The sequence below is a fragment of the Chamaesiphon sp. VAR_48_metabat_403 genome (assembly GCF_031422475.1).
GTDB lineage: Bacteria > Cyanobacteriota > Cyanobacteriia > Cyanobacteriales > Chamaesiphonaceae > Chamaesiphon.
The window spans coordinates 1-21819 of record NZ_JANPLS010000229.1 but is presented as its reverse complement, the minus strand read 5'-3'; the positions used below and the strand labels follow the sequence as shown (position 1 = coordinate 21819).

25 protein-coding genes and 1 pseudogene are annotated in these 21819 nt (G+C 46.5%); 8 read left to right on the top strand and 18 right to left on the bottom strand.

Annotated elements, in window-relative coordinates; genetic code table 11:
* The 4 genes and pseudogenes from RMO79_RS24535 to glp all read right to left on the bottom strand — a co-directional run.
* Nucleotides 1-118 (bottom strand): annotated as a pseudogene (locus RMO79_RS24535) (succinate dehydrogenase/fumarate reductase iron-sulfur subunit); the annotation flags it as partial.
* A gap of 147 nt (nucleotides 119-265) precedes the next feature.
* Nucleotides 266-2176, bottom strand: coding sequence for a fumarate reductase/succinate dehydrogenase flavoprotein subunit (locus tag RMO79_RS10835; RefSeq protein ID WP_310483164.1), 1911 nt, complete (start codon nucleotides 2174-2176; stop codon nucleotides 266-268).
* Complete coding sequence (locus RMO79_RS10830; protein ID WP_310483163.1) at nucleotides 2163-2807, bottom strand: hypothetical protein; 645 nt, start codon at nucleotides 2805-2807, stop codon at nucleotides 2163-2165. The genes RMO79_RS10835 and RMO79_RS10830 overlap by 14 nt, the downstream gene beginning before the upstream one ends.
* 201 nt (nucleotides 2808-3008) lie before the next feature.
* On the bottom strand, nucleotides 3009-4313 hold the full coding sequence (gene glp, locus RMO79_RS10825) for a gephyrin-like molybdotransferase Glp (protein ID WP_310483162.1): 1305 nt from the start codon (nucleotides 4311-4313) through the stop codon (nucleotides 3009-3011).
* Nucleotides 4314-4479: 166 nt separating this feature from the next.
* Here glp and mazG point away from each other — a divergent pair, with 166 nt between their 5' ends.
* Nucleotides 4480-5310, top strand: a complete 831-nt coding sequence (mazG, locus tag RMO79_RS10820; RefSeq protein WP_310483161.1) for a nucleoside triphosphate pyrophosphohydrolase — start codon at nucleotides 4480-4482, stop codon at nucleotides 5308-5310.
* A 78-nt stretch (nucleotides 5311-5388) separates the two neighbouring features.
* Here mazG and RMO79_RS10815 read toward each other — a convergent pair whose 3' ends face one another.
* Nucleotides 5389-5631, bottom strand: coding sequence for a NifU family protein (locus tag RMO79_RS10815; protein WP_015162508.1), 243 nt, complete (start codon nucleotides 5629-5631; stop codon nucleotides 5389-5391).
* Nucleotides 5632-5975: 344 nt separating this feature from the next.
* On the opposite strand from RMO79_RS10815, the gene RMO79_RS10810 reads away from it, so the two are divergent.
* On the top strand, nucleotides 5976-6812 hold the full coding sequence (locus RMO79_RS10810; protein WP_310483160.1) for a DUF928 domain-containing protein: 837 nt from the start codon (nucleotides 5976-5978) through the stop codon (nucleotides 6810-6812).
* Between the two features lie 89 nt (nucleotides 6813-6901).
* Here the strand turns inward: RMO79_RS10810 and ggt are convergent, their stop codons facing one another.
* A complete protein-coding gene (ggt, locus tag RMO79_RS10805; protein ID WP_396136570.1) occupies nucleotides 6902-8677 on the bottom strand; it encodes a gamma-glutamyltransferase in 1776 nt (591 codons plus the stop codon).
* A 201-nt stretch (nucleotides 8678-8878) separates the two neighbouring features.
* Here ggt and rdgB point away from each other — a divergent pair, with 201 nt between their 5' ends.
* Nucleotides 8879-9463, top strand: coding sequence for an RdgB/HAM1 family non-canonical purine NTP pyrophosphatase (gene rdgB, locus RMO79_RS10800; protein WP_310483158.1), 585 nt, complete (start codon nucleotides 8879-8881; stop codon nucleotides 9461-9463).
* A 160-nt stretch (nucleotides 9464-9623) separates the two neighbouring features.
* On the opposite strand, the gene RMO79_RS10795 is transcribed toward rdgB, so the two are convergent.
* From RMO79_RS10795 to RMO79_RS10785, 3 genes are all read right to left on the bottom strand, one after another.
* Complete coding sequence (locus RMO79_RS10795; protein WP_310483157.1) at nucleotides 9624-10157, bottom strand: ComEA family DNA-binding protein; 534 nt, start codon at nucleotides 10155-10157, stop codon at nucleotides 9624-9626.
* Nucleotides 10158-10264: 107 nt separating this feature from the next.
* Nucleotides 10265-10810 carry an NADPH-dependent FMN reductase gene (locus RMO79_RS10790; RefSeq protein WP_310483156.1) on the bottom strand — a complete coding sequence of 182 codons (546 nt, stop codon included), beginning with the start codon at nucleotides 10808-10810 and terminating at the stop codon, nucleotides 10265-10267.
* Nucleotides 10811-10834: 24 nt separating this feature from the next.
* Nucleotides 10835-11215 carry an NINE protein gene (locus RMO79_RS10785; protein ID WP_310483155.1) on the bottom strand — a complete coding sequence of 127 codons (381 nt, stop codon included), beginning with the start codon at nucleotides 11213-11215 and terminating at the stop codon, nucleotides 10835-10837.
* A 129-nt stretch (nucleotides 11216-11344) separates the two neighbouring features.
* On the opposite strand from RMO79_RS10785, the gene RMO79_RS10780 reads away from it, so the two are divergent.
* Entirely contained in the window at nucleotides 11345-11662 is a 318-nt protein-coding gene (locus RMO79_RS10780; protein ID WP_310483154.1) for a DUF1825 family protein, read from the top strand.
* An 89-nt stretch (nucleotides 11663-11751) separates the two neighbouring features.
* On the opposite strand, the gene RMO79_RS10775 is transcribed toward RMO79_RS10780, so the two are convergent.
* Entirely contained in the window at nucleotides 11752-13680 is a 1929-nt protein-coding gene (locus RMO79_RS10775) for a transglycosylase domain-containing protein (RefSeq protein WP_396136569.1), read from the bottom strand.
* Between the two features lie 211 nt (nucleotides 13681-13891).
* Here RMO79_RS10775 and tyrS point away from each other — a divergent pair, with 211 nt between their 5' ends.
* Nucleotides 13892-15130 carry a tyrosine--tRNA ligase gene (gene tyrS, locus RMO79_RS10770; protein ID WP_310483152.1) on the top strand — a complete coding sequence of 413 codons (1239 nt, stop codon included), beginning with the start codon at nucleotides 13892-13894 and terminating at the stop codon, nucleotides 15128-15130.
* Nucleotides 15131-15132: 2 nt separating this feature from the next.
* On the opposite strand, the gene RMO79_RS10765 is transcribed toward tyrS, so the two are convergent.
* Complete coding sequence (locus RMO79_RS10765; protein WP_310483151.1) at nucleotides 15133-15390, bottom strand: hypothetical protein; 258 nt, start codon at nucleotides 15388-15390, stop codon at nucleotides 15133-15135.
* 50 nt (nucleotides 15391-15440) lie between these two features.
* Entirely contained in the window at nucleotides 15441-16349 is a 909-nt protein-coding gene (locus tag RMO79_RS10760) for a DUF4351 domain-containing protein (RefSeq protein ID WP_310483149.1), read from the bottom strand.
* A 169-nt stretch (nucleotides 16350-16518) separates the two neighbouring features.
* Here RMO79_RS10760 and RMO79_RS10755 point away from each other — a divergent pair, with 169 nt between their 5' ends.
* The 3 genes from RMO79_RS10755 to RMO79_RS10745 are packed head-to-tail and all read left to right on the top strand — an operon-like array spanning nucleotide 16519 to nucleotide 17354.
* Nucleotides 16519-16719 (top strand): hypothetical protein, encoded by a 201-nt coding sequence (locus RMO79_RS10755; RefSeq protein ID WP_310483148.1) that lies wholly within the window; start codon nucleotides 16519-16521, stop codon nucleotides 16717-16719.
* Nucleotides 16720-16754: 35 nt separating this feature from the next.
* Nucleotides 16755-17024, top strand: a complete 270-nt coding sequence (locus RMO79_RS10750; RefSeq protein ID WP_310483147.1) for a hypothetical protein — start codon at nucleotides 16755-16757, stop codon at nucleotides 17022-17024.
* A 3-nt stretch (nucleotides 17025-17027) separates the two neighbouring features.
* Complete coding sequence (locus RMO79_RS10745; RefSeq protein WP_310483146.1) at nucleotides 17028-17354, top strand: type II toxin-antitoxin system RelE/ParE family toxin; 327 nt, start codon at nucleotides 17028-17030, stop codon at nucleotides 17352-17354.
* Nucleotides 17355-17381: 27 nt separating this feature from the next.
* Here the strand turns inward: RMO79_RS10745 and RMO79_RS10740 are convergent, their stop codons facing one another.
* The 6 genes from RMO79_RS10740 to RMO79_RS10715 form a co-directional block, all read right to left on the bottom strand.
* The gene (locus RMO79_RS10740) at nucleotides 17382-17978 is read right to left on the bottom strand and encodes an acyl carrier protein phosphodiesterase (RefSeq protein WP_310483145.1); all 597 of its coding nucleotides are present in this window, start codon (nucleotides 17976-17978) and stop codon (nucleotides 17382-17384) included.
* Nucleotides 17979-18008: 30 nt separating this feature from the next.
* A complete protein-coding gene (locus RMO79_RS10735; RefSeq protein ID WP_310483144.1) occupies nucleotides 18009-19256 on the bottom strand; it encodes an ankyrin repeat domain-containing protein in 1248 nt (415 codons plus the stop codon).
* A 60-nt stretch (nucleotides 19257-19316) separates the two neighbouring features.
* Nucleotides 19317-19520: a hypothetical protein gene (locus RMO79_RS10730; RefSeq protein WP_310483143.1), complete on the bottom strand. Its 204-nt coding sequence runs from the start codon at nucleotides 19518-19520 to the stop codon at nucleotides 19317-19319.
* A 35-nt stretch (nucleotides 19521-19555) separates the two neighbouring features.
* On the bottom strand, nucleotides 19556-20083 hold the full coding sequence (locus RMO79_RS10725) for a hypothetical protein (RefSeq protein ID WP_310483142.1): 528 nt from the start codon (nucleotides 20081-20083) through the stop codon (nucleotides 19556-19558).
* Nucleotides 20084-20097: 14 nt separating this feature from the next.
* Nucleotides 20098-20541 carry a hypothetical protein gene (locus RMO79_RS10720; RefSeq protein ID WP_310483141.1) on the bottom strand — a complete coding sequence of 148 codons (444 nt, stop codon included), beginning with the start codon at nucleotides 20539-20541 and terminating at the stop codon, nucleotides 20098-20100.
* Nucleotides 20542-20610: 69 nt separating this feature from the next.
* Nucleotides 20611-21693, bottom strand: a complete 1083-nt coding sequence (locus RMO79_RS10715; RefSeq protein ID WP_310483166.1) for an MBL fold metallo-hydrolase — start codon at nucleotides 21691-21693, stop codon at nucleotides 20611-20613.
* Nucleotides 21694-21819 lie beyond the last annotated feature (126 nt).

Genomic DNA, 21819 nt, shown 5'->3' with positions numbered 1-21819 from the left:
GCAGATCGATCGTCTCTAAAAAGGACATATCTGGCGATACGTCATCTAACTGGTATGTTACGAATTTTCCCGTAGTTTGAGCATCGGGCTGTCGCCAAATTTTGAGGGTGAGTTTCATGGTGTTAGAGCGGGGGGACTGGGGGACTGGGAGACTGGGAGACTGGGGGACTGGGAGACTGGGATCTCATTACACACTATTCACTATCCCCTATCCCCTATCCCCTATCCCCCTAAAACCTAAAGCCTAAAACCTAAAGCCTAAAACCTACTTATAAGATCGTTGGCTAAATTGTGCTAGCTCAAATTTTAGGGCTTCGGGGTGGAATTGCCATTGATGTGGGTGTTGGTATTCCCAGGCAGCGACGTGGGCGTATTCAGCATCTTGACGTTGGGCTTCGCCTAGTTCGGTTTGGGATTCCGTGCGGAAATGACAGCCGCAGCTTTCTTGACGGTGGAGGGCATCGACACACATTAGTTCACCGAGTTCTATAAAATCTGCCACGCGCTGGGCGAGATCGAGTTCGGAATTGAGCGAATTGACGGTACCGGGAATTTTGACATCTTGCCAGAATTCTACTTGAAGAGCCTGAAGTTCGGCAATTGCCGATCGCAATCCAGTTTCGGTACGGACGATGCCACAATGCGCCCACATAATTTTACCCAATCGCTGATGGAAACTAGTGACGGTTTGGGTACCCCGAATGCGGATTAATCGATCGAGTCTAGCTTTAACAGCGGCTTCGGATTGGCAAAATTCTGGACGCTCTGTCGAAATCGGTGGCATCCCGATGTCATTGGCTAAATAATTACTAATCGTCGCGGGAATTACAAAATAGCCATCTGCCAAACCTTGCATTAATGCCGAAGCTCCGAGCCGATTGGCTCCATGTTCGCTAAAGTTAGCTTCGCCCAGACAGTATAAGCCAGGGATGCTCGTCATTAGTTCGTAATCTACCCACAATCCGCCCATCGTATAGTGTACGGCGGGATAAATCCGCATCGGCACGGTATAAGGGTCTTCGCCTGTAATTTGGGTGTACATGGCGAACAAATTGCCATACTTATTTTGAAATACTTCGCGCCCATCTCGGTCGAGAGCGGCAGCAAAATCGAGATATACAGCCCGTTTAGACCGTCCGACCCCAAAACCTGCATCGCACACTTCTTTGACGGCACGCGAGGCGATATCGCGGGGGACGAGATTGCCATAGGCGGGATAACGACGCTCTAAAAAGTAGTCGCGATCGCGATCGGGAATTTCGGCAGCAGAGCGCGGATCGGCGGGGGTTTTGGGCACCCAAATTCGACCATCATTTCGCAAACTTTCGGACATCAGGGTGAGTTTCGACTGATGTTCGCCCGCCACGGGAATACAGGTAGGATGAATTTGGGTAAAGCAGGGATTGGCAAATAGGGCACCTTGTTTGTGAGCTTTCCAGGTGGCACTGACGTTACTCCCCATCGCATTGGTGGAGAGGTAAAAGACGTTGCTATAACCGCCAGAACATAATAAAACGGCGTTACCAAAGTGTCGCTCTAGCGCGCCAGTTAGTAAATTACGGGCGATAATTCCCCGCGTTTTGCCCTCAATCTGGACGATTTCGAGCAGTTCGTGGCGCGTATACATGGTGATGTTGCCCAGTGCGACTTGCCGCTCTAGGGCTTGATAGGCACCGAGTAATAGTTGTTGCCCCGTTTGTCCCGCAGCATAGAAAGTGCGTTGTACCTGGGTACCCCCGAAGGCTCGATTTGCCAACATTCCGCCATATTCCCGCGCGAAGGGGACACCTTGAGCGACGCAATGGTCGATAATTTTGGTACTGATGCTGGCTAACCGATAAACGTTGGCTTCGCGCGATCGATAGTCGCCGCCTTTAATGGTGTCGTAAAATAATCTCTGGACGGAATCGCCATCATTTTGATAATTCTTGGCGGCATTAATCCCGCCCTGCGCGGCGATGCTATGGGCGCGGCGCGGCGAATCTTGAAAACAGAAGGCTTTAACTCGATAACCCTGCTCGGCGAGGGTAGCAGCGGCAGATGCACCAGCCAGTCCCGTCCCGATGACGATAATTTCGATCTGACGTTTATTAGCTGGGCTAATCAGCCGCGCGGTTTCTTGATAAGTCTGCCACTGTTGAGCCAGCGGTACGGCGGGGATTTTAGAGTGCAGCATGGCTAGTGAAGAGGGCGATCGGAATTGCAGCTAAACCTAATGGTACGACGATCGCCAATATTATCCCAAATACTGCCAGCGGTTGCAAATTGCGATCGGCGATACCCAATGTCACCATCGCACTCCGCCAGCCGTGGACTAAATGAGCAGCCACAGCCAGACAACCCAATCCATAAATACATACTACCCACCACTGGCTCATCGTCGATTGCATCTGCTCGGACAAGTCAGCAGCAGCGGTACCTAGCAGATTTGGCAACCAGAATTGATACAGATGAAGTATTAAAAATGTTAACACGATCGCACCCAAGCTCCCCATCCAGCGCGCCGGATCGAACGAAAAGCCAGCACCCACCGCATACGGAGTACTCCGTTTCGACTGGTTATTTAAAGTCAGCGATGCACCCTGCCAAATATGGGCGATAAAGCCACCCCAGACTAATATTTCTAAGCAATGCAGTCCCCAATTATGCCGCAACAGCTCGGCAGTGCGATCGAACAATCTGCCGCCATCACCCGCTAAAATGGTTGTATTCAGACCGAGATGGACGAGCAAAAACAGCGTCAACAATAAACCAGTGACAGCCATAATCGCTTTACGGCTGATAGACGAGGTGGGAAAGTTAGTCATATTTGATACCAATTTAAATAGTTAACCCGACAGATCTTTACCCCACCCCAGCCCTCCCCTTATAAAGGTGAGGGAGCTAATCTGTCATTTAGTGAATTTAATTTGGTATGAGATATTAGCTTGAAACTATTGAATTTACTAGAAAAGAATACGTCAGCAGTCAGATCGTAGAAAGTATTACTAATTACCCTGTAGATTGCATTACAACATCAATACTTTGACTGTGGTTTCAGTCGGAACTATTTTCGTGTCGATGGGGATGACGGCTAGAGCATTGGTACCTGCGAGGTTTACCATATTTGCCGAGCTGTGACTGCCACCAGCGAGACTAAAACGATATTTGCCATCGAGTAGCTCCCATTTGCCCCATAGATAAGTTTCGCGGTTGCCGTCGGCGGTTAAGTCTTGAGTTGTTAGGGCTTCAATCCAGTGTGGTTGCCAATTAGCGGCTGGTAATCCAGCGAGTTTTGCCATTGCTGGGCGGACGAATCGCCAGCAACTGACTAACGCCGAGACGGGGTTGCCAGGGAGTCCGAAATAGACGACAGTACGATGCTCTTGCACAGAGGCTCCTTCTGCTAAAGCAGAGGCTACACCAACGACTTCTCTCGGTACAAGTCCACCAATGGGACGAGTGAATTTAGCTACCGTGAGGGGTTTACCTGGTTTGATGGCTACCGCGCGGATGCGGATGTCGCCACCCAACTCGGCGAGGATCGCTTCTACGTAGTCGTAATCGCCCACAGAGACACCACCAGTCGATAAGACCAAATCTGCCGACTCGATCGCTTCGGACATTGCAGCGGTCAATTTTGCCCGATCGTCGGGGATGATGCCCATGCAGATCGGAATGCCTCCGGCTTGACTGACGAAGGCGGCGAGTGCGTACTGATTGGAATCGACGATTTGCCCTGGTTTGAGGAGTTGGTGGGGCATAACTAATTCGTCGCCAGTGGATAAAATTGCCACGCGGGGACGGCGGTAAACTTGGACTTGACTGGAGCCTGTGGCTGCTAAAATCGCGATTTCGGGCGGGTTTAAAACGGTACCTGGAGCCAGGAGCAAATCGCCGCTGCGTGCGTAGGCTCCGCGCTGGCGAACGAAGGCTTTAGCGGTTGGGGCGATCTGAATTTTGACGAAGTTTTTTTGGACGCGCTGGGTATGCTCTTGCATGACGATCGTATCAGCTCCGGCAGGGACGATCGCGCCTGTAAATATTCTGGCGGCTTCTCCCGATTGAATTTCGCGCTGTGGTTGGCAGCCAGCGGGGATTTCTGCGACGACTTCTAGGGTAATCGGATGTTTGGGCGTACTCGATCGCACATCTGCAAATTTTACTGCATAGCCATCCATTGCGGAGTTATCCCAATGGGGAAAGTCTAGCTGACTGAGGATTTCAGTTGCTAAAATTCTACCCGTCGCGAGCGTGAGATCGATCGATTCTACTTCACTCAACGGGCGCACTAAATCAAGAATTATTTTTTCAGCTTTAGATACAGGCAGCATTCGCGTGGGAAGTGTTTGTCAATTTCTAGTATATCGCTTTAGGTTTTAGGCTTTAGGGGAAAGGGGACATATCCGTCTTCCCACACTCCCCACACATCCCAACTCCCATCTCCCAACTTACGCTAGGATAAGTAGAGAAATCTTGTAAATAAAACGGTCGCAGCTAATGGAGCAAAAGCATCAAACGCCGATCGAGACTGATTCTACCGCAATACTGCCCGCGCTCAAGTCGTTAATCGATGTTGTTGCTAAATTGAGAGATCCCGATGGTGGTTGTCCGTGGGATTTGGCGCAGACACCAGCTAGTTTGACTCCTTATATCGTGGAGGAGGCTTACGAGGCGGTACATGCGATTCGGAGTGGCGATCGAGTGGCGATCGTGTCAGAATTGGGAGACTTATTGCTGCAAGTAGTCTTGCAATCGCAATTAGCCAGCGAAGCGGGCGATTTTACCCTAGCGGATGTGGCGCAGAGTATCAGTGAAAAATTAATCCGCCGCCATCCACATGTATTTGGCGATGTGCGGGTTACCGATATTGCTGAGGTTCGAGCTAATTGGGAAGAAATTAAAGCGACAGAAAAAGGACGAACGAGTGAATTACTCAGCGATAAATTAAGTAATTACACCGAAAAATTACCCCCGCTAACTGCGGCGATGAAAATATCCAATCGCGCCGCAACGGTAGGATTTGAATGGGAAAGTATCGATGGCGTGTGGGAAAAGTTTGCCGAAGAATTGGGCGAATTTAAAGCAGCACTCGCAACTGAAGATACCGCCCATCAGGAGTCGGAATTAGGCGATTTATTATTTACGATCGTCAATCTCGGTCGTTGGTGTAGGCTCGATCCAGATCGGGGCTTGAGTGGAACTAATCAACGTTTTGTCGATCGCATCCAACAAATGGAACGACAGATCGAGCGACCGCTGACAGATTATTCAATTGCCGAATTAGAAGTACTCTGGCAACAAGCCAAACGCAAGATTGCTGAAGATTAAATGAGTCGCTATTTTGGGGAACGGGGACAATCGTCAACAATCTGTTGCAGACATTTAAATTGCCCCATTCCCAATTAGTTAGAAAACTTGTTCTACACCAGAAATTTCGGGAATCATATCGCAAAGTTTGCGTTCGATGCCCATTTTGAGCGTCATTGTCGAACTAGGGCAAGATCCACAAGCACCTTGGAGACGAAGTTTGACGATCGGGCCGTCGATATCTACTAACTCTACATTACCACCATCGGCCATCAGGTAAGGTCTGAGGGTATCGAGGACGGTTTCGACGTTAGCAGGATTGAGTGTTAAAGATTCAGACATAGTTTACTAAACCAAATGAAATTATTTTATTGAGGCAGTCGATCTTATCTCGATCGTAACCGATCCTGTTCGTTATTTTAACGGCGATCGCTGCGGATCTTTACTCCCGCACGAGTGTGGCGATTATCGTTCCGATAGGCTGTGCCTACGGCAGGCTTCTCTTCGAGAGGCTTCTCTTCGAGAGGCTTCGCCAACGCCAACGCCAACGCGACTCCAAGATTGCTGGAACATCGGACGATCGAACTGATTCATCTATATGGTAGCTAAGTCCGAACGAACGGATCGCGATTGCTAAATTCGCGGTTGCTAGATCCCGTAACATCGCCAAATTCGATAGATTTTTTATGTTCTACCATTTTCGCTGGGGACTGGCGATCGCATTAGTCCTGAGTTTTGCTACTAATATTTTACCGCCTGTGGCGTTGGCGTTGGCGTTGGCGTTGGCGAAGCCTCTCGAAGAGAAGCCTCTCGAAGAGAAGCCTCTCAAAGAGAAGCCTATCGGAACGATAATCGCTAAAGGTATTCCCGCGCGGTGGGCGGCAAAACGGTATAAAGTGCCCACTGTTGGCAGCCCGCTGCGCCGAGAAGCCGCTGCAACGCGGGGCGAATGTCCGCGCGATCCTCTCCTCGCGCTAGTGCCTTTAGATAGCGTTTCCATGACCACACAGGGCTATCCTACGTTATTTTTTCGAGTCCCAGCTCGATTGGCTAATAGTCCACCGCTAGAATTTACGTTAAAAGATGGCGAAACGATCGTCTATCAAACAAAATTGCCCATCGTTGGCAAGCGTCAGATCGTCGCCATTACCTTACCATTGACAGCAAATTCGGTACCATTAACACTCGATCGCAATTATCAATGGTCGGCGACCCTCCCATGCAATAATGATGTGGAATCGGCTTATTTCCGCACGCTGGGAATGATTAGGCGGATCGCTCCCGATGCCGATCTCAGTGCCAAATTACAGGCAACTTCAGTCACAGATCGATCGACTAACCGCCCGCAAGTACCTGAAATTTACGCCGAAGCCGAAATTTGGCAAGATGCATTGACGACTTTAGCCAACTTACGCCGATCTCAGCCCAATAATTCCCAAGTTACAGCCCAATGGCGCAGCCTGCTCGAATCTGCGGATTTAGCGGGAGTGGTTAACGATCCATTGGCTCCGTTGGCTCCATAAGGGGAGACGGGGGGTGGGAGGATAGGGATGGGTGGGAGGATGGGGAGGATTTATGAAGATCTTACTTTACCCCCCACAATCCCCACACGCTACAATCCTCCGGCTGTTCCCTCTCCGCGCGGATCTGCGGCTCCTGAGAGATACCCACTGGGTAATTGTTCGATCGCATTGGCGTTTCCCCAGTACTCGATTTGTTGGATGGAATGTCCCCGACGGCGCAATTCGGCGAGTGTGGATGTATCGAATCCCCACGGCTCGACATTGACTTTATCTGGGAGCCATTGATGGTGAATTCGCCCCGCAGCTACCGCCGCGCCGACATCCATCTTGTATTCCAGCACATTTAGTAAGACTTGCAGAACGGTAGTAATAATCGTACTGCCGCCTGGTGCGCCGATCGCCAGCCGGAAGCGATCGTTTTCAGTGACGATCGTCGGTGTCATACTCGATAGGGGGGTTTTTCCTGGCAAAATCGAGTTTTTCTCGCCGCCTACCAAGCCAAATACGTTGGGAACTCCAGGTGCGATCGCAAAATCATCCATCTCGTCGTTTAATAAAATCCCCGTTCCCGGTACCACCACCCCCGCACCAAAGCGGTAATTGACGGTAAATGTCAGGCTGACGACATTACGCTGCTTGTCAACGACGTTCAGGTGGCTGGTATCCATCGATTCGGACATCGGAGCTGCGGCTGTCAGGAATTGTTTTTGTCGATCGCTTTTGGGTACTGCTTCCGAGCGGAGAAATGGCTGCAAAATCTCGGTGGTGGCTGGTTTTACCGCTGTCGAGCGGCGCGCTTTATCTGGTGCGATTTCCTGACGGCGGCTGGCAGCGTAAGCCGGATTTACCAACGCCGCGACGGGAACATTGGTAAAATCGGGATCGCCTAGATGCGCCGATCGATCGGCATAAGCAATCCGCATCGACTCGATGAGGAGGTGGAGTGCTTCGGGACTACGCCATCCTAGCTTGGCTAAATCGGTACTGCCGATCGTATTTAAGATCTGGATTAAATGTACGCCACCAGAGGATGGTGGAGCCATCGAACAGACGTTGTACTGGCGAAATTTGCCACACAGAGCCGCGCGCCACTTAGGTCGATAGGATTTAAGATCGGCAATGGTAATTAAGCCCTGATTTTGGCGCATATCGCGATCGATCGATCGGGCAATCGATCCGGTATAAAAGTTTTGGGGATTGCGTGCGATTGCAGTTAAGGTTTGCGCTAAATCCCGCTGTATCAGACGTTCCCCTGGCTGTAGGGGTTTACCATTGCGCGTAAAAATCTGCCGTGCGGCGGCATTACTCGCCAACAGTTTTTGCTTCGATTTTGCCTGCACGGTATACAATTCGCTAACTGTAAAACCCTCCCGTGCGATCTTAATGGCAGGTGCTACCACCGTCCGCCAGGGCAATTTACCATACTTCTGGTGCAGGGCTGCCAAACCCGCGATCGTTCCTGGTACTCCCGCCGCTAAATGCCCTTCCAGACTAGCATTCGGGCGAACTTTACCCTGCGCGTCTAGATACATATTCCGCGATGCTTTTTGGGGCGCGCGTTCCCGAAAATCTAACGTCTCAACATTCTTACCCACTTTGACGATCGCAAACCCCCCACCGCCAATTCCTGCTGCAAATGGCTCCACCACCGAAATCGCCAACGTCGTCGCCACCGCCGCATCGATCGCATTTCCACCCTGCTGGAGCATTAATACCCCCGCCTGCGTTGCCAGCGGATGTGCCGATGTCACCATGCCATTCTGACTCTGACGCGGACGCGGAAACGCCGCCAAAGAGGGTGCTACACCAACTAAAATCGGTAACAATCCGATCGCGGTGACCGTATAACGATAAAATTTTTTCAAATAGCTCACAATTTTACGAGGTGTTAGGTTTTAGGCTTTAGGCTTTAGGTTCGATCGACTATTTGCCATGAGTTCCCAACTTTACGAGGTGTTAGGCTTGAGAATCGATCTGATTCGCCATAAGTTTCCAGCTTCTAATTATCTACGATCGTCCCTTTAACACCTAAAACCTAACACCTAAAGCCTAATACCTAAAGCCTTATGACAAAACTAATCGTCGCCACAAGCAATCCTGGTAAATTGCGAGAAATGCAAGCATATCTGAGTGAGAGCGAGTGGGAATTAAGCCTCAAACCAGCGGAATTAGATGTGGATGAGACAGAAGACACATTTATCGGTAACGCCTGTCTCAAAGCCGCTGAGGTGGCGATCGCGTTGAATTGTTGGGCAATTGCCGACGATTCGGGATTGCAGGTAGATGCACTCAATGGCGCACCGGGAATTTTTTCGGCGCGGTATGCCAGTAGCGATAAAGAACGGATCGATCGGATCTTACACGAACTGAGCGATTTTCCCGATTCCAGCCAAAGACAGGCACAATTTGTCTGTGCTGTTGCGGTAGCACGCCCTGACGGATCGATCGCCGCACGCGCCGAAGGTATTTGTCGAGGCGAAATTCTTACCGCACCGCGCGGTACCGATGGATTTGGCTACGATCCAATTTTTTATATCCCCACCGAGCGACTCACTTTCGCCGAAATGTCTAAGGAAGCCAAACGGAGCATCAGCCATCGCGGTAAAGCGTTTGCAACAATCTCCGCGCAATTAGCCGCAATTAAGCAATAAGGGAGGATATTTGACTTTTTGAGATATAGCGATCCTAAATGAGAAACTACTCTCTTGCTTTTCCGTTCTCTGCGCCCTCTGCGTCTCTGCGGTTAAAAAAAATACCAACTTAATAGTACTAGTAACTGAAGAAATCATATAGGATTGCTATTTAAACCATCTAAAATTGGAGATAGTGCATTAACTCGCCAATTAGTTCGCCAGATAATTCTAACCGTTGCTGAAAATTCACCAGATCGGTAAACTTGCCATCGCGATCGCGACAATCGATAATTCTATTAGCTAATTCTGGCGCGATCTGGGGAATTTGAACTAATTCGGCTGCGGTGGCTTGGTTAATTTTAATTGCTGGCAAATCTAGAGATCGATCGTAGTATTGAAAACTCAATACTGGAGCCAACCATTGCAGTCTGGAGCTATGAATATTGAGTGCGGCGGCGAGATCGGAAATTGAATAAAAAGCGACCCCAGCCTTACTCAGATTAACTAATTGACGAGCTTGGTGAATCGAAATTCCTGGTAACCGCAGCCAGTCATCGACACTAGCTTGATTGACATCGATTTGTACGCCTAAATCAGCGGCGACAGCAATATCAAATGCCGATTTAAACCGATAATAGGGGTCTTCTTGAATCCGCGATCGCATGGACATTTTAAGTAATAAACTAACAGTTTTAGTAGGATCGTGAGTCATATATAGCCGTTGTTAGTGAAGAGGTATCGGCAATCGTAGATAGGGGATAGGGAATAGTGGATAGTGAATAGTCAAAGCCCAGTTATCAACTATTAATTATTTTAATATTAATCAACGCTGCGTAATTTGCGAGTGTTTTCAACTAGGCTTAATGCGAATGCATCGAGACGTTTTGAGAGTTTTTCATCTGATATTTTACCATCGGGAGTAAACGATTGCCATGCTTGTCCGATCGCGACTTGTTCGGGAATCGACCAAGCATGAACCCACCGCAGAATTACGCGCAAATCGTTAAGCGCATTACTATTACTCTGTCCGCCTAAGATACTAATAAACCCCGCAACTTTGCCAGAAAGTTGGTCGAAACTCATTAAATCCAAGGCATTTTTGAGCACGCCGCTGATACTACCGTGATATTCTGGCGAAACTAGAATTAACCCATCTGCTGCACTAAAAGCATCTTGCATCCGTCGGACATCTGGATAATTTGGATATTCATCACCGCCATCGCAAAACGGTAATTGCATCGTTCTCAAGTCTAAAATTTCTACTTCTGCTCCGAGATCTGCAACTTTTTGGGCGGCAATTTTCAGTGCGATCTGGCTGTAAGAGTCGGTTCTCAAACTGCCTGCAATGCCTACAATTTTTACCATAATTAAGTCCCTATTCCCTAACTTCTAAACCCGATCTAGCCATTGACGGCGTTTTTGCTCGAATTCATATTCCGAAATCAAGCCATCGGCGCGGAGCTTGTCTAATTCGCGGATCGATTCGGATATTGTCGTCATGGGTTGTGCGACGAGCATCGGTGATGACGTAATAGGCATCACCGAGTTAAAATTGGCTTCAAACTGGGTACTATCTTGAGTAAGATACCAAACAGCTTCGATCGCCGCAGCAATATGGGGAATCGGTGTCCACGACAGTAATAGATAAATAACACCCCAAACGGGTTGTCCGAGATAAAATTTATGAAATCCAGCTACGGGGATCGTCATGCTAGCTACTGCTAAAATGACGGCTAGTTGGCGATTTTTAGGTGTAGTGCTATCAAACATTAACCGATCCTCTAATACGGGAAACCGCAGTTCTCAGTGGTTAGAGACTGACTGTAAGATGTAAATAACGAGCATCGATCGTCATGGCCTCGCTCTCAATTTTAAACCTTATTACTATAATTATCTGTCATGGGATTTTTTGATTCTGATATCATCCAACAAGAAGCCAAACAGTTGTTTGACGATTATCAACAACTAACACAGCTTGGCAGTAAGTATGGTAAATTCGATCGCGATGGTAAGGTGGCATTCATCGAGCGGATGGAAACTTTACTCGATCGATACAGAGTGTTTATGAAGCGGTTCGAGCTATCTGATGATTTTATGGCAAAGATGACCGTCGAGCAAATGAATACCCAGATGAGTCAGTTTGGCATGACACCGATGCAAATGTTCGAGCAAATGAATCTTACCCTCGATCGGATGAAGTCTGAAATTGATAAGTAGCCAAGATTTCTTGAGATGGGAGCGGGGAGCGGGGAGATGGGAGTTAGATCGAGAACTTTTCTTTACTTCTTACTCCTTACTCCCATCTACTAACTCCCCGGACGCTTAAACTTAGATGGCGGTGCAAACGATTCTACAGGTTCGTTTTTGAGAGCCTCTCGCATAAAGCTCCGCCAAATTGGTGCGGCGTAAGTACCGCCCGTCACCCCTCGACCTAACGGGGTAAAGTCATCTTTACCAATCCACACAGAGGCAGATAGCTGGGGCACGTAGCCCACAAACCAGACATCGCGTTCTGAAGACGTGGTTCCGGTTTTTCCGGCGGCTGGACGGCCGATTGCAGCCTCTTTACCAGTACCGCCGCTAACTACCGATTGAAGAGCACTATTAATTTGAGCTGTTGCCCAAGAGTCGAGTACCAGCGAGGGTTGAGGGGTATTATCTAGTAAAATATTGCCATCGCTATCGGTAACGCGCAAGATGGTTGTAGTTTCAGATTGCCAGCCGTTACTGGCAAAGGTGGCAAAAGCTCCCGCCATTTCGACTGGGGTAACACCAACAGCTCCTAATGGTAAGGATACGACGGGTTCGATCGGACTTTTAATGCCCAAGGTGCGACAAGTTTGAATGACTTTATCTAAGCCGACTTCTTTACCCAGTTTGACTGCGGGGACGTTAGTTGAATTCATTAACGCAGTCCGAATGCTCATCGCTCCTGAATAGCCGCCGCCGTAGTTGCGAGGCGAATAGTAGCCGCTGCCATCGCGATAGCGAACGGGGCCATCGTAGACTGAGGATTCTGGGGAAAATTTGCCAGTTGCAAAAGCGGTGTAATAAACGAATGGTTTAAATGACGAACCCGGCTGGCGATTCGCGTACATGGCACGATTGAAACTACTTTTTTTGTAGTCTACCCCACCAACCATCGCTTTAATAAAATGCGTGCGCGGATCGATCGCGACGAGACTGATTTGATATTTATTGCGTCCTAAGCGTTCGTAAGCATTCTGGACGACTTTTTCAGCAGCAATTTGGAAGTCATAATCGATCGTCGTTTGAATTCGCATTCCACCTTTGCGGACTGTTTCTTTACCAAACCGTTGATTGAGTTCTTCGATCGCCGCATCGGTAATATAGGGTAGTTTGCTAGTCTGCCAAGTTTTAATTTTACCGAGCTTGAGCTTATATTCTTTCGCTTTTTTCGCTTCGGCGGGAGTGATCCAATTGAGATCTACCATCCGAGTCAAGACTTGTTCTTGACGCTTTTTGGCAGCTTTAAAGTTAGAAAACGGACTGTATTTTTCGGGGGCGGCGATCGCACCTGCCATCATTGCCCCTTCGGCTAAATTGAGTTCGGAAGCATGTTTGTTAAAATAACTTTGGGCGGCAGTTTCGACCCCATAATTATTATGTCCCCAATAAACTTGATTGAGGTACATTTCTAAAATTTCGTCTTTGCGGAAAATTTGTTCGAGTCGGATTGACAGGACTGCTTCGGCTAACTTTCTACTAAATTGTCGTTTTTGAGATAAGAATAAGTTCTTAATCAACTGCATGGTGATCGTCGAACCACCTTCGCTGACTCCGCCCCGCTTGAAGTTGGCATTCAGCGCGCGTCCTACCCCGGTTAGGTTGACACCTTGATGGTAATAAAACCTGTCATCTTCGATCGCTAGCAGCGCGCGTTTCATATTCGGCGAAATCCGATTGAGCGGGACGACTTCGCGGTTGGCTTCATCGTGCAGGCTGGCGAGTTGTACGCCTTTAACATCATAAATATAAGTCGTCTCTGTCGGCGCGTAGCTGCGTAATACGCGCACGTCTGGCAAGTTGCGGAAGCTAATTGCCAGCCCCACCAATCCACCCGCGACGATCGAACTAGCTAACATGGTGACACCTAAGATGGTACCACCAGCAATTTGACCGACACCACCCAAAAACTTCCGCTCGGTTGGTTTACGCTCGGTTGGTTCGGGTCTTTTTTTGGGGTTCTGTTTCTTTATGGCTCTAGAAGACACTAGGATCTTTCTCTCAAATTAGGGACAATCAAGGCAAAGTTGACGATGGGGAGCGATCGATATGAGTGCGATTGTAAACTATAAGTTGTCCGTACAGGTGAATTAGTACCTGGAAATATGAATAATGGTATGAAAACAGCTCAGTTTCGGTAACAACTATATTAAGCTTAACTGGCGACTATTTTGACTCGACCGATTTTCATTCGTATATATGAGCGTGAATGTATCCGTGCCAGCTTCAGATTCGATCGATTGGTTACTTCGGGGAGTGACGGAAATTTTTCCCCACCAGCCCAATTCTACCGATCCGACTGAAAATCTTGCCCAGCGACTGGCGCAGACGGATCGACCATTGCGTGTCAAACTGGGAATCGATCCGACTGGCGTAGATATCCACCTTGGACATAGTATTCCCCTGCGGAAGCTCAGATCTTTCCAAGATGCCGGACATACGGCTGTATTAATTATCGGCGATTTTACCGCCCGCATTGGCGATCCGACTGGTAAATCGGAAGTCCGCCCGCAATTAACACCAGCGCAAGTAGCTAATAATGCTCAAGCTTACCTCGATCGGGTGCGCCCGATTCTAGATTTTGATACTCCCGGACGGCTGGAAGTCCGCTACAATTCCGAATGGCTATCCGCGCTCGATTTAGGCGAAACACTGTCACTACTCGCGACGATGACTGTCGGACAGATGCTTGCTAAAGAAGGTTTTGCCAATCGCTACAAGCAAGAAACCCCAATCTTTTTACACGAATTTCTCTACCCGCTAATGCAGGGTTACGACTCGGTAGCTGTCAAAGCCGATGTCGAACTTGGCGGTACGGATCAAAAGTTCAATTTAGTCGTCGGACGTGACTTACAACGCCATTTCGGACACGCGCCCCAATTTGGCTTATTGATGCCAATTTTATTGGGTACCGATGGAGTCCAAAAAATGTCTAAATCCCTAAATAATTATGTAGGCTTGGGGGAAGACGCGCTGAGTATGTACTCTAAGCTAGAGAAAACGCCCGATAACACCATCAAAGATTACTTTACACTTCTAACTGACTTACAGCTCGATCGACTGCCAGAACACCCCAGAGAGGCGCAGAAACTCCTCGCCCTACAGGTAGTCACCCAGTACCACGGGCAAGAACGCGCCATCCAAGCTCAATCCGATGCGATCGCCCTAATTACCAAACCCGGTCAAAATGCAGGTGGCGATAGTATTCCCGAATTCTCACTAGCTGATGTCGCTTTCCCCTCCAAAATCTTCCAACTCTTGGCTGCTAGCGGTTTATGCTCTGGGAGCAACGATGCCAAACGTCAAATTCAGGGTGGTGCAGTCAAATTAGACGGTTCGCCGATTTCCGATATCGAAGTCACTTACGATGATGCTGCCGCTCTAGTCGGCAGAGTATTGCAAGTCGGTAAAAAACGCTTTAAGAAGTTAGTAAATTAGTCTCAATATCTAACTTTTGAGGAGTGTCGATCGTGAATTTTTCCCGCCCACCGATCTGCAAATACCCCTTTATAGACATCATCCCAAGCTGACGTTAGGTTCGATTGACTTAATAAATGTCGAGATCTGGGCTTGTATCCTAAATTTCGATTCTCTAGGAAGTGATATTTTGACTCGGCTTGCCGAAAATCTCTCAAAGGATTGTGACGAAAAGGATAGATTTTAATCTTACTAGTATTGACTCGATAAGTTCTGGTCATCGCCTTCTTAAATCTTTATCGATCGATCGTGGTAACTTGAAATCGGCTACTTACACATTTCCATCCAACCACGTTAACAAATCTCCCATCTGGGTGAAATCTAACAGAGCATCGCCTAATTCCTCCAATCGATCCAGAGGTAACGCCTTGACTCGCGCTTCCACCTCGATTGACAAATTCCCGACTCGTCGCTTCAATTGACGAAGTATAAGTTGAAGTTCGCCATCCAATCGCGCTCGATTCATCTCGGATTTATAGAGAGTATCGATATCCTGCATCGTCTTCATAAAATCTTCCTCTTCTGGTGTTAAACCTGTTGCAGACTTCTCACTCAAGTATTTGAAGTGCTTGATACACACTTCTAAGATATCATTTCGTTCTCGTCTTGTCGGTGGTAGTTCGCTAATATTCGCAAACGCTTGAGTCAGAATCTTATCTTTACCCAATCCCCTCAGCCACAATGTTTCGGGTGTTTCTGGCAATTCTCTAATTACCACTACGCCCATCCGCAATCCCTCGGCTAGTCGATAAACCCCCGCACCCAATTCGGTGTCGATTACGCCAGTAAATGATTGGAGGATTTTTTTACTACACCCCGTTACCAGTATCCAAGTAAACGGTTTTTGCTCTTCGCTAAATGTCTCGTTGCGTTTCTTGAATTCCTTCTCTTCGCCACTGGTATATAAATCGGATCTGGTGACGCATCTAATTACATGGCTGGGCTTGAGATACCCACTATAATGTTCGACAACTATGGTGGAATGCACTCTCATCAAGTCGTCGAATAATCCCAAGTCTTCGGTTATCCAGGCTGGACTTTCAAGATTACTGACAAATAAGAGATCTATTTCTAAGTTTTCATCGCTTCTGACTCGAACGTTAACATTTACAGTTCCTTTGGTTTGATAAAGCGCGGTTGTATAAGCTTTGGAGAAGTCATCATCTTGGTATGGACTCATCGGGTTTAATGTGGCTTTGCTGTATCTAATATAATCCAATTTTGAGAAGTGTCGATCGCATTTTTTCCCGACCCACTTATCTGAACATATCCCTTTAGGGACATCCTCGTTTGATGAAGTCAGGTGCTTTCAAGATCGGACAAACTAGTATTAGTAAAGAAATTTTTGTATGGATACGTCAATTGAAGAGCGTTTAAAGGTAGTAGAAGCTGCTATAGCCGAACTAAAACAGCAAAATGCTCATCCAGAACCAAACTGGATCGAGCAGATTACTGGTTCATTTAAAGACGATCCAATTTTTGATGAAGTTTTAGCCTATGGTCGAGAATTTCGCGGTGCAGATCGTCCTCAGCTACAATCAAAGTGTTAGAATTAAGGATAATCTTAGATTGTGATTTCAAAAGTATGAACGTTTCACAAATTGAAAGCATCGTCAAATATATAACTAATGCTCAGGGAGAAAAGACGGAAGCTATTATCCCGATCGATCTTTGGCACAATCTACTAAAAAAGCTTCCCTCAATAGACGATGAATCGACAGAGAGTGGATTAGATCTAGTAGATGAGCATGAACCAAAATCTCAGATACTAGCCGATCTACAAGCATCTATTCGAGCGGTTAAGGCTGGAGAAGTTTATCCAGTATCCCAGCTTTGGGATAAATTGGATGATTAGATTATGACAGAAGTTTTAATTACGCTACCATTCAAACGTCGTTTTAAAGACCTATCGAAACGTTATCTAAAAATCCAAGCGGATATTCAACCAATAGTAGACGATCTGCAATCTGGAAAGATTGTTGGCGACCAAATAACTGGAACTAATTTTACGGTATTTAAAGTCAGAGCTAAAAACAGTGACATCCCTACAGGCAAAAGTGGCGGTTATCGGGTTATTTATCAGTTAATATCACCTGAATGTATTTATCTGCTGTTGATTTACGCTAAATCAGACAGAGGGGATATTACCGTAGCAGAAATTGAAGATGCTATCGAGCAAACTTAATAGATATCGATCGAATCTGTATTCGCTTTATTTAGTTATTGTCCAACCTTGAATATATTGCTGTAATTCTGGAAAGAATGAATGAAAATCTTGTTCGAGATCGATCGATTCCCGTTCGAGTATTGGCATCGCATCAACCAGCTTAATTCTGTCACCCATTCTAGCTCTAATCCGATAATCGATTCTATCTAGAGCATTTTCTACACCAGATAACTGTTGATAACTGCTTAACCAATCGCCATCCACCATGTACTCGATTATTTGTCTAGCCGATGGTGGAATCTCGCCTGAATATTTTTGAAATGATTCATATATCTCTGCCGTAAAATTAGCGAAAACAGTATCAGAATAGATATCCCAATTCTTTGCTAGTAAATGGTCGTAATAAACATCAATTAATATTCCGGCAAATTTACTATACTCTTTATCGATCCTTTTTTTACTGATTTTGACAATTGGATGACTATCTGTGAATTTATCAATTGCGTAATGTCTACTGACTCCTCGCCTTAAATTATAATTGAGTACATCTAGATCTTTACCTTTCACCAAATCGCCTAATAAGTTACCTAAGCGATTCTCAACATTTTGTTCTGACAGTAAGATGTGAGCAAGCCAATTCATGAAATTATCGATCGTTATTATTTGCCGCAATCAATGTTTTTTTGAGAGCCATCGTTCGTCAAATTGTTTCATAAATTGTTGAGGATTGTGAGAGTATTCATAATACTCAACTACTTCTTGAATAAATTCCCACAATGAGTCATACCATTTTTCGATGTTGCCATCACGATCGATATTGTAAATTTCAGGATCGTCATTCAGTCCATCAGCAAAAAAGCCTAGACTAGGATCTCCTGAGAATTGAGAGGCAAACACAAAGAAATTTTCTGGATGTTTTATAGGCTCATGAAATTCAAAAAAGTGCTTACCGAGGTCGTCATCAAAAGACTCCATAAATGCAGACCAGCGTAAAAAAGATCCGTCATAATGTCCCATGACTCGCAGAAATTTTTTATATTCTTGTGGCAATTTCACATCATGAGATATTTCTAGATTGATAATCTCTTTTTCTGTACATGGCATGAATTCATCCCTGGTTGATTCACCACTAGCAATCAATCTTTCAATGAGTGTTTCAAGATCATCTTGCTTCTTGTAAATCTCTACTAAATTAGCCTTATATGGTGCCAATAATGCTAGTATACTTTCGTCACCTGTGAGATCGAAGCAAGAATTACCCCAAGCATCTCGAATACATGGATCGGCTCCATAATTTAGTAGCAACTCTATAATAGATTTATATCTCATTCCTACAGCGACTTGAAGAACTGTAGTTCCAGACCTATTTCTTTGATTGGGATCTCCGCCTGCTTTTAAAAGCATCTCTACAATTTGTCTGGATATTTCTACAATCTCTGAATAACCAGATTGTTCTTTATCTCGAAATATTTCGGTCAAAGCCCATTGCATCATTGTATTAAAGCCAGAGCCACTCAAATAATTTACATCAACGCCACAATCTATCAGATAACGAACTACTTCAACATGTTTCCTTTGAATGGCAGAATCTAACGGAACACGTCCCGAACTATCCATGATGTCTACTCTTGCACCTTTTTCGACTAAGAATAGAGCAATTTCTTCGGTAGAAGCTTCTAAGATAGCTGTTGTTTTATTTACGATAGATTTAGCATTAACATCAGCTCCATTTGCTACTAAAAATTTGACACATTCTAGACTTCCACTCTGTGCAGCATAATGAAGGGGCTTAGTACCATGCCAACCATTTGCTTGAACCAAACTTCGATCGATAGAAATTAGATTTTTTAGTTTAGTCAGATCGCCAAATCTTGCGGCTCCATGAATTTTGCCATCTCTCATTCCATTTTGGTCAATCATATTTATCTTGTTTTTGATGAACTAAATCTGGCTAGAGTTGCATTTTCTGAGCATCTATTCTTATTCTTCCCCTATATCGACATCTAACTCCACGTCTACATTCAATTCCTCATCCAAAATCTGAGATTCAACCGCCACAACTTGACGATTCTCTTGCAGAGAGTCTCCGCCAACGAACACTGGAAATTTCGTAGTCGGATCGACATCGCGCTTGTACAGGGGACTATCCTCGCCGCGACAGGGATAACCATCTAAAACTCGCATACCGCGCAACAATTCATCCGACTGAAGGTCGCGAATTAAGCCGCCATCAGCAGTTCTGACATTTTATTTTTTAGCTCGGATGATGTCACCAACGGCTTGTAAACCTCTCCCTCATAAGGCTTCCAGAAATAACCTGTCGCGAAATTGCGGAGTGCTGACGGAGAACCTAGCAATTGCCAAATATACCGATCGACCACAATTCCAGGTAGACTAGCTACTGTCCCATCGTCAATCAGTTCGCTGTAGGTTCTAAATTCATCAACTTCTACACCAACAATCCCATATCGAAAAGCTGGAGCCGATCTCAGTCTCTGATAAAGTAATATGCCTAGCTCTGTCATCAAATAAGCACTTTCTGGCGCGTCAATACCAATTTGGCTCAGTCCACTCGGACAAACTCGACACCACCAATTTCCTTCTAGATCTGCAAATACATCCGCTTGACATGGAGATTCGATTCCATTATCGATCGTCCAAGTTATATTTCTAAAGTGTTCGGCAAATTGCTCTGCCTGGGATTGTTCCGTGCCACATTCTGCCGAGAGACTAAAAACCCATGCCATCAGTTTGCTCCTAATTAAACTAGTTCCCAGGCATCACTAGTACTAGCCAGTGCTGCTTCATATTGCGTTAATAGCATTGTAACCTTTGGCATGATGCTAACGTGGGTAGTACTGTCTCGGACAGCCTCTAAATCCCCCGTGATTTTATCACTATCGATTTGCCACAGCGGATCGCGTCCGATGCCTCCAAATGCTGGCGGTTTGCGAAAATCTGGCAGAGCATCGATAGAGAGGGATACAGACATTCCCTTGGTATTTCTAACCGCTACCTCAACCATTTCTCGTTCGGTATCGTGGTTTGAAGCTGGCTGTAAATAACCGCATTCATCAATAGAATCTTTTGGTACTAAATCCACATCAATATCGATATTTGGTCTAATACCCAAACATCGAGCATGACGACCAATTTTGGGTTTGCCGTTATCTGCCATCATCCCTCGATAATAGAGCTTAGTCATTCTACGGCGATCTCAACTATTCGGACAGCATATCATCAACTTCGTTGTCAGAGCATCACCTTAACCAATTCAATCGTTCAACTCATCTTCATCTAGATCTAAATCTATTTCCTCCAGCATTGGCTCCACCTCCAATTCGTCATCCAAAATCTGAGATTCAACTGCTACAACTTGACGAACAAATACCGGACATTTTGCCGTCGGATCGACATCGCGCTTATACAATGGACTCTCTTCCCCACGACAGAGATAACCATCGAAAAATTCACAGACAGCGCAACAATCCATCCCGCTCAAAATCGCGGCATCAACTGTAAAAGATTTATGGCTGGCGGGTTTGAGCATCAAGCCGCCTTTCGTCCATTTTGCCGATAATAATCCCGTTGCGGCTAAATGTTGCCAGCGGGGATCTTCGAGTACGCTATCGGCGATTCGCAGCCATGCACCATCGAATTCGGCTTCGATTTCGATGTCAAATTCTTGTCCCGCATCGACTCTGGCGACTTGGGCTTTGGAGAGGTGTTCGGGTGCTTGTCCGAAGGTGATGGTATCGCCGACTTCGGGGATGTGAATCCAATATTTATCACGCAAATCGCCAGCGCGAGAGAGTTCGTGGAGGGCGGATTTGGAGCCGTGGATCAGGATGAGGTGTTGGGGGTTGACGCGATGGATGACTTGGGTAATCCCAACTCGATCGGCATGAGCTGATAAATTGAAGCGTTGAATTTTGGCTTTGACGGTGAGGGGGGTACCATCGAGTTCGATTTCAGCTCCTGGCTCTAGGCTTTGTAATAAGCGTCCTGGCGATTCTTCGTCGGTGTAGCCAGAGATGAAAATAGCCGCATTTTCCCGTTCTAATAAGATTTTAGCGTAGCCGATGCTGGCTCCACCTGTCAACATGCCGGAACTGGCGATAATGACTGAGGGATGGGCGATCGCGAGGGGACGTTCTTTGGGCAATCCGATCGAGATGATCCGTGGTGAGGATTTCTCGCTGAAGAAGGGGGACTGGGTTTTGGCGAAGTTTTGGACGGATGCGGGGAGTAGTTCTAATTGGGTTTGGAATAAGTCGGTGACTTCGCGAACTAAGCCATCGACGTAAACGGGGACATTGATGCTGTGGAATAAGGCACTGGTGCGGATGGCGAGGATAATTTCCTGAGCGCGTCCGAGGGCAAATGCGGGTATTAATACGTTATACCAATTTAAATGATATTGACGACAGATAGAGCATCTAAAATAAATGGATATCCAGTAATACCAGCAATAATGTCAGGA

Coding starts and splice junctions, on each gene's coding strand:
- RMO79_RS10750 (WP_310483147.1), top strand. CDS start 16,755: ATGAACGTTTCACAAATTGAAAGCATCGTCAAATATATAACTAATGCT.
- RMO79_RS10790 (WP_310483156.1), bottom strand. CDS start 10,810: ATGGTAAAAATTGTAGGCATTGCAGGCAGTTTGAGAACCGACTCTTAC.
- RMO79_RS10725 (WP_310483142.1), bottom strand. CDS start 20,083: ATGGCATGGGTTTTTAGTCTCTCGGCAGAATGTGGCACGGAACAATCC.
- glp (WP_310483162.1), bottom strand. CDS start 4,313: ATGCTGCCTGTATCTAAAGCTGAAAAAATAATTCTTGATTTAGTGCGC.
- RMO79_RS10740 (WP_310483145.1), bottom strand. CDS start 17,978: ATGAATTGGCTTGCTCACATCTTACTGTCAGAACAAAATGTTGAGAAT.
- tyrS (WP_310483152.1), top strand. CDS start 13,892: ATGAGCGTGAATGTATCCGTGCCAGCTTCAGATTCGATCGATTGGTTA.
- RMO79_RS10735 (WP_310483144.1), bottom strand. CDS start 19,256: ATGATTGACCAAAATGGAATGAGAGATGGCAAAATTCATGGAGCCGCA.
- RMO79_RS10720 (WP_310483141.1), bottom strand. CDS start 20,541: ATGACTAAGCTCTATTATCGAGGGATGATGGCAGATAACGGCAAACCC.
- mazG (WP_310483161.1), top strand. CDS start 4,480: ATGGAGCAAAAGCATCAAACGCCGATCGAGACTGATTCTACCGCAATA.
- RMO79_RS10815 (WP_015162508.1), bottom strand. CDS start 5,631: ATGTCTGAATCTTTAACACTCAATCCTGCTAACGTCGAAACCGTCCTC.
- RMO79_RS10785 (WP_310483155.1), bottom strand. CDS start 11,215: ATGTTTGATAGCACTACACCTAAAAATCGCCAACTAGCCGTCATTTTA.
- RMO79_RS10765 (WP_310483151.1), bottom strand. CDS start 15,390: ATGACCAGAACTTATCGAGTCAATACTAGTAAGATTAAAATCTATCCT.
- RMO79_RS10835 (WP_310483164.1), bottom strand. CDS start 2,176: ATGCTGCACTCTAAAATCCCCGCCGTACCGCTGGCTCAACAGTGGCAG.
- RMO79_RS10760 (WP_310483149.1), bottom strand. CDS start 16,349: ATGAGTCCATACCAAGATGATGACTTCTCCAAAGCTTATACAACCGCG.
- RMO79_RS10795 (WP_310483157.1), bottom strand. CDS start 10,157: ATGACTCACGATCCTACTAAAACTGTTAGTTTATTACTTAAAATGTCC.
- RMO79_RS10810 (WP_310483160.1), top strand. CDS start 5,976: ATGTTCTACCATTTTCGCTGGGGACTGGCGATCGCATTAGTCCTGAGT.
- RMO79_RS10755 (WP_310483148.1), top strand. CDS start 16,519: ATGGATACGTCAATTGAAGAGCGTTTAAAGGTAGTAGAAGCTGCTATA.
- RMO79_RS10830 (WP_310483163.1), bottom strand. CDS start 2,807: ATGACTAACTTTCCCACCTCGTCTATCAGCCGTAAAGCGATTATGGCT.
- RMO79_RS10730 (WP_310483143.1), bottom strand. CDS start 19,520: ATGCGAGTTTTAGATGGTTATCCCTGTCGCGGCGAGGATAGTCCCCTG.
- rdgB (WP_310483158.1), top strand. CDS start 8,879: ATGACAAAACTAATCGTCGCCACAAGCAATCCTGGTAAATTGCGAGAA.
- RMO79_RS10745 (WP_310483146.1), top strand. CDS start 17,028: ATGACAGAAGTTTTAATTACGCTACCATTCAAACGTCGTTTTAAAGAC.
- RMO79_RS10780 (WP_310483154.1), top strand. CDS start 11,345: ATGGGATTTTTTGATTCTGATATCATCCAACAAGAAGCCAAACAGTTG.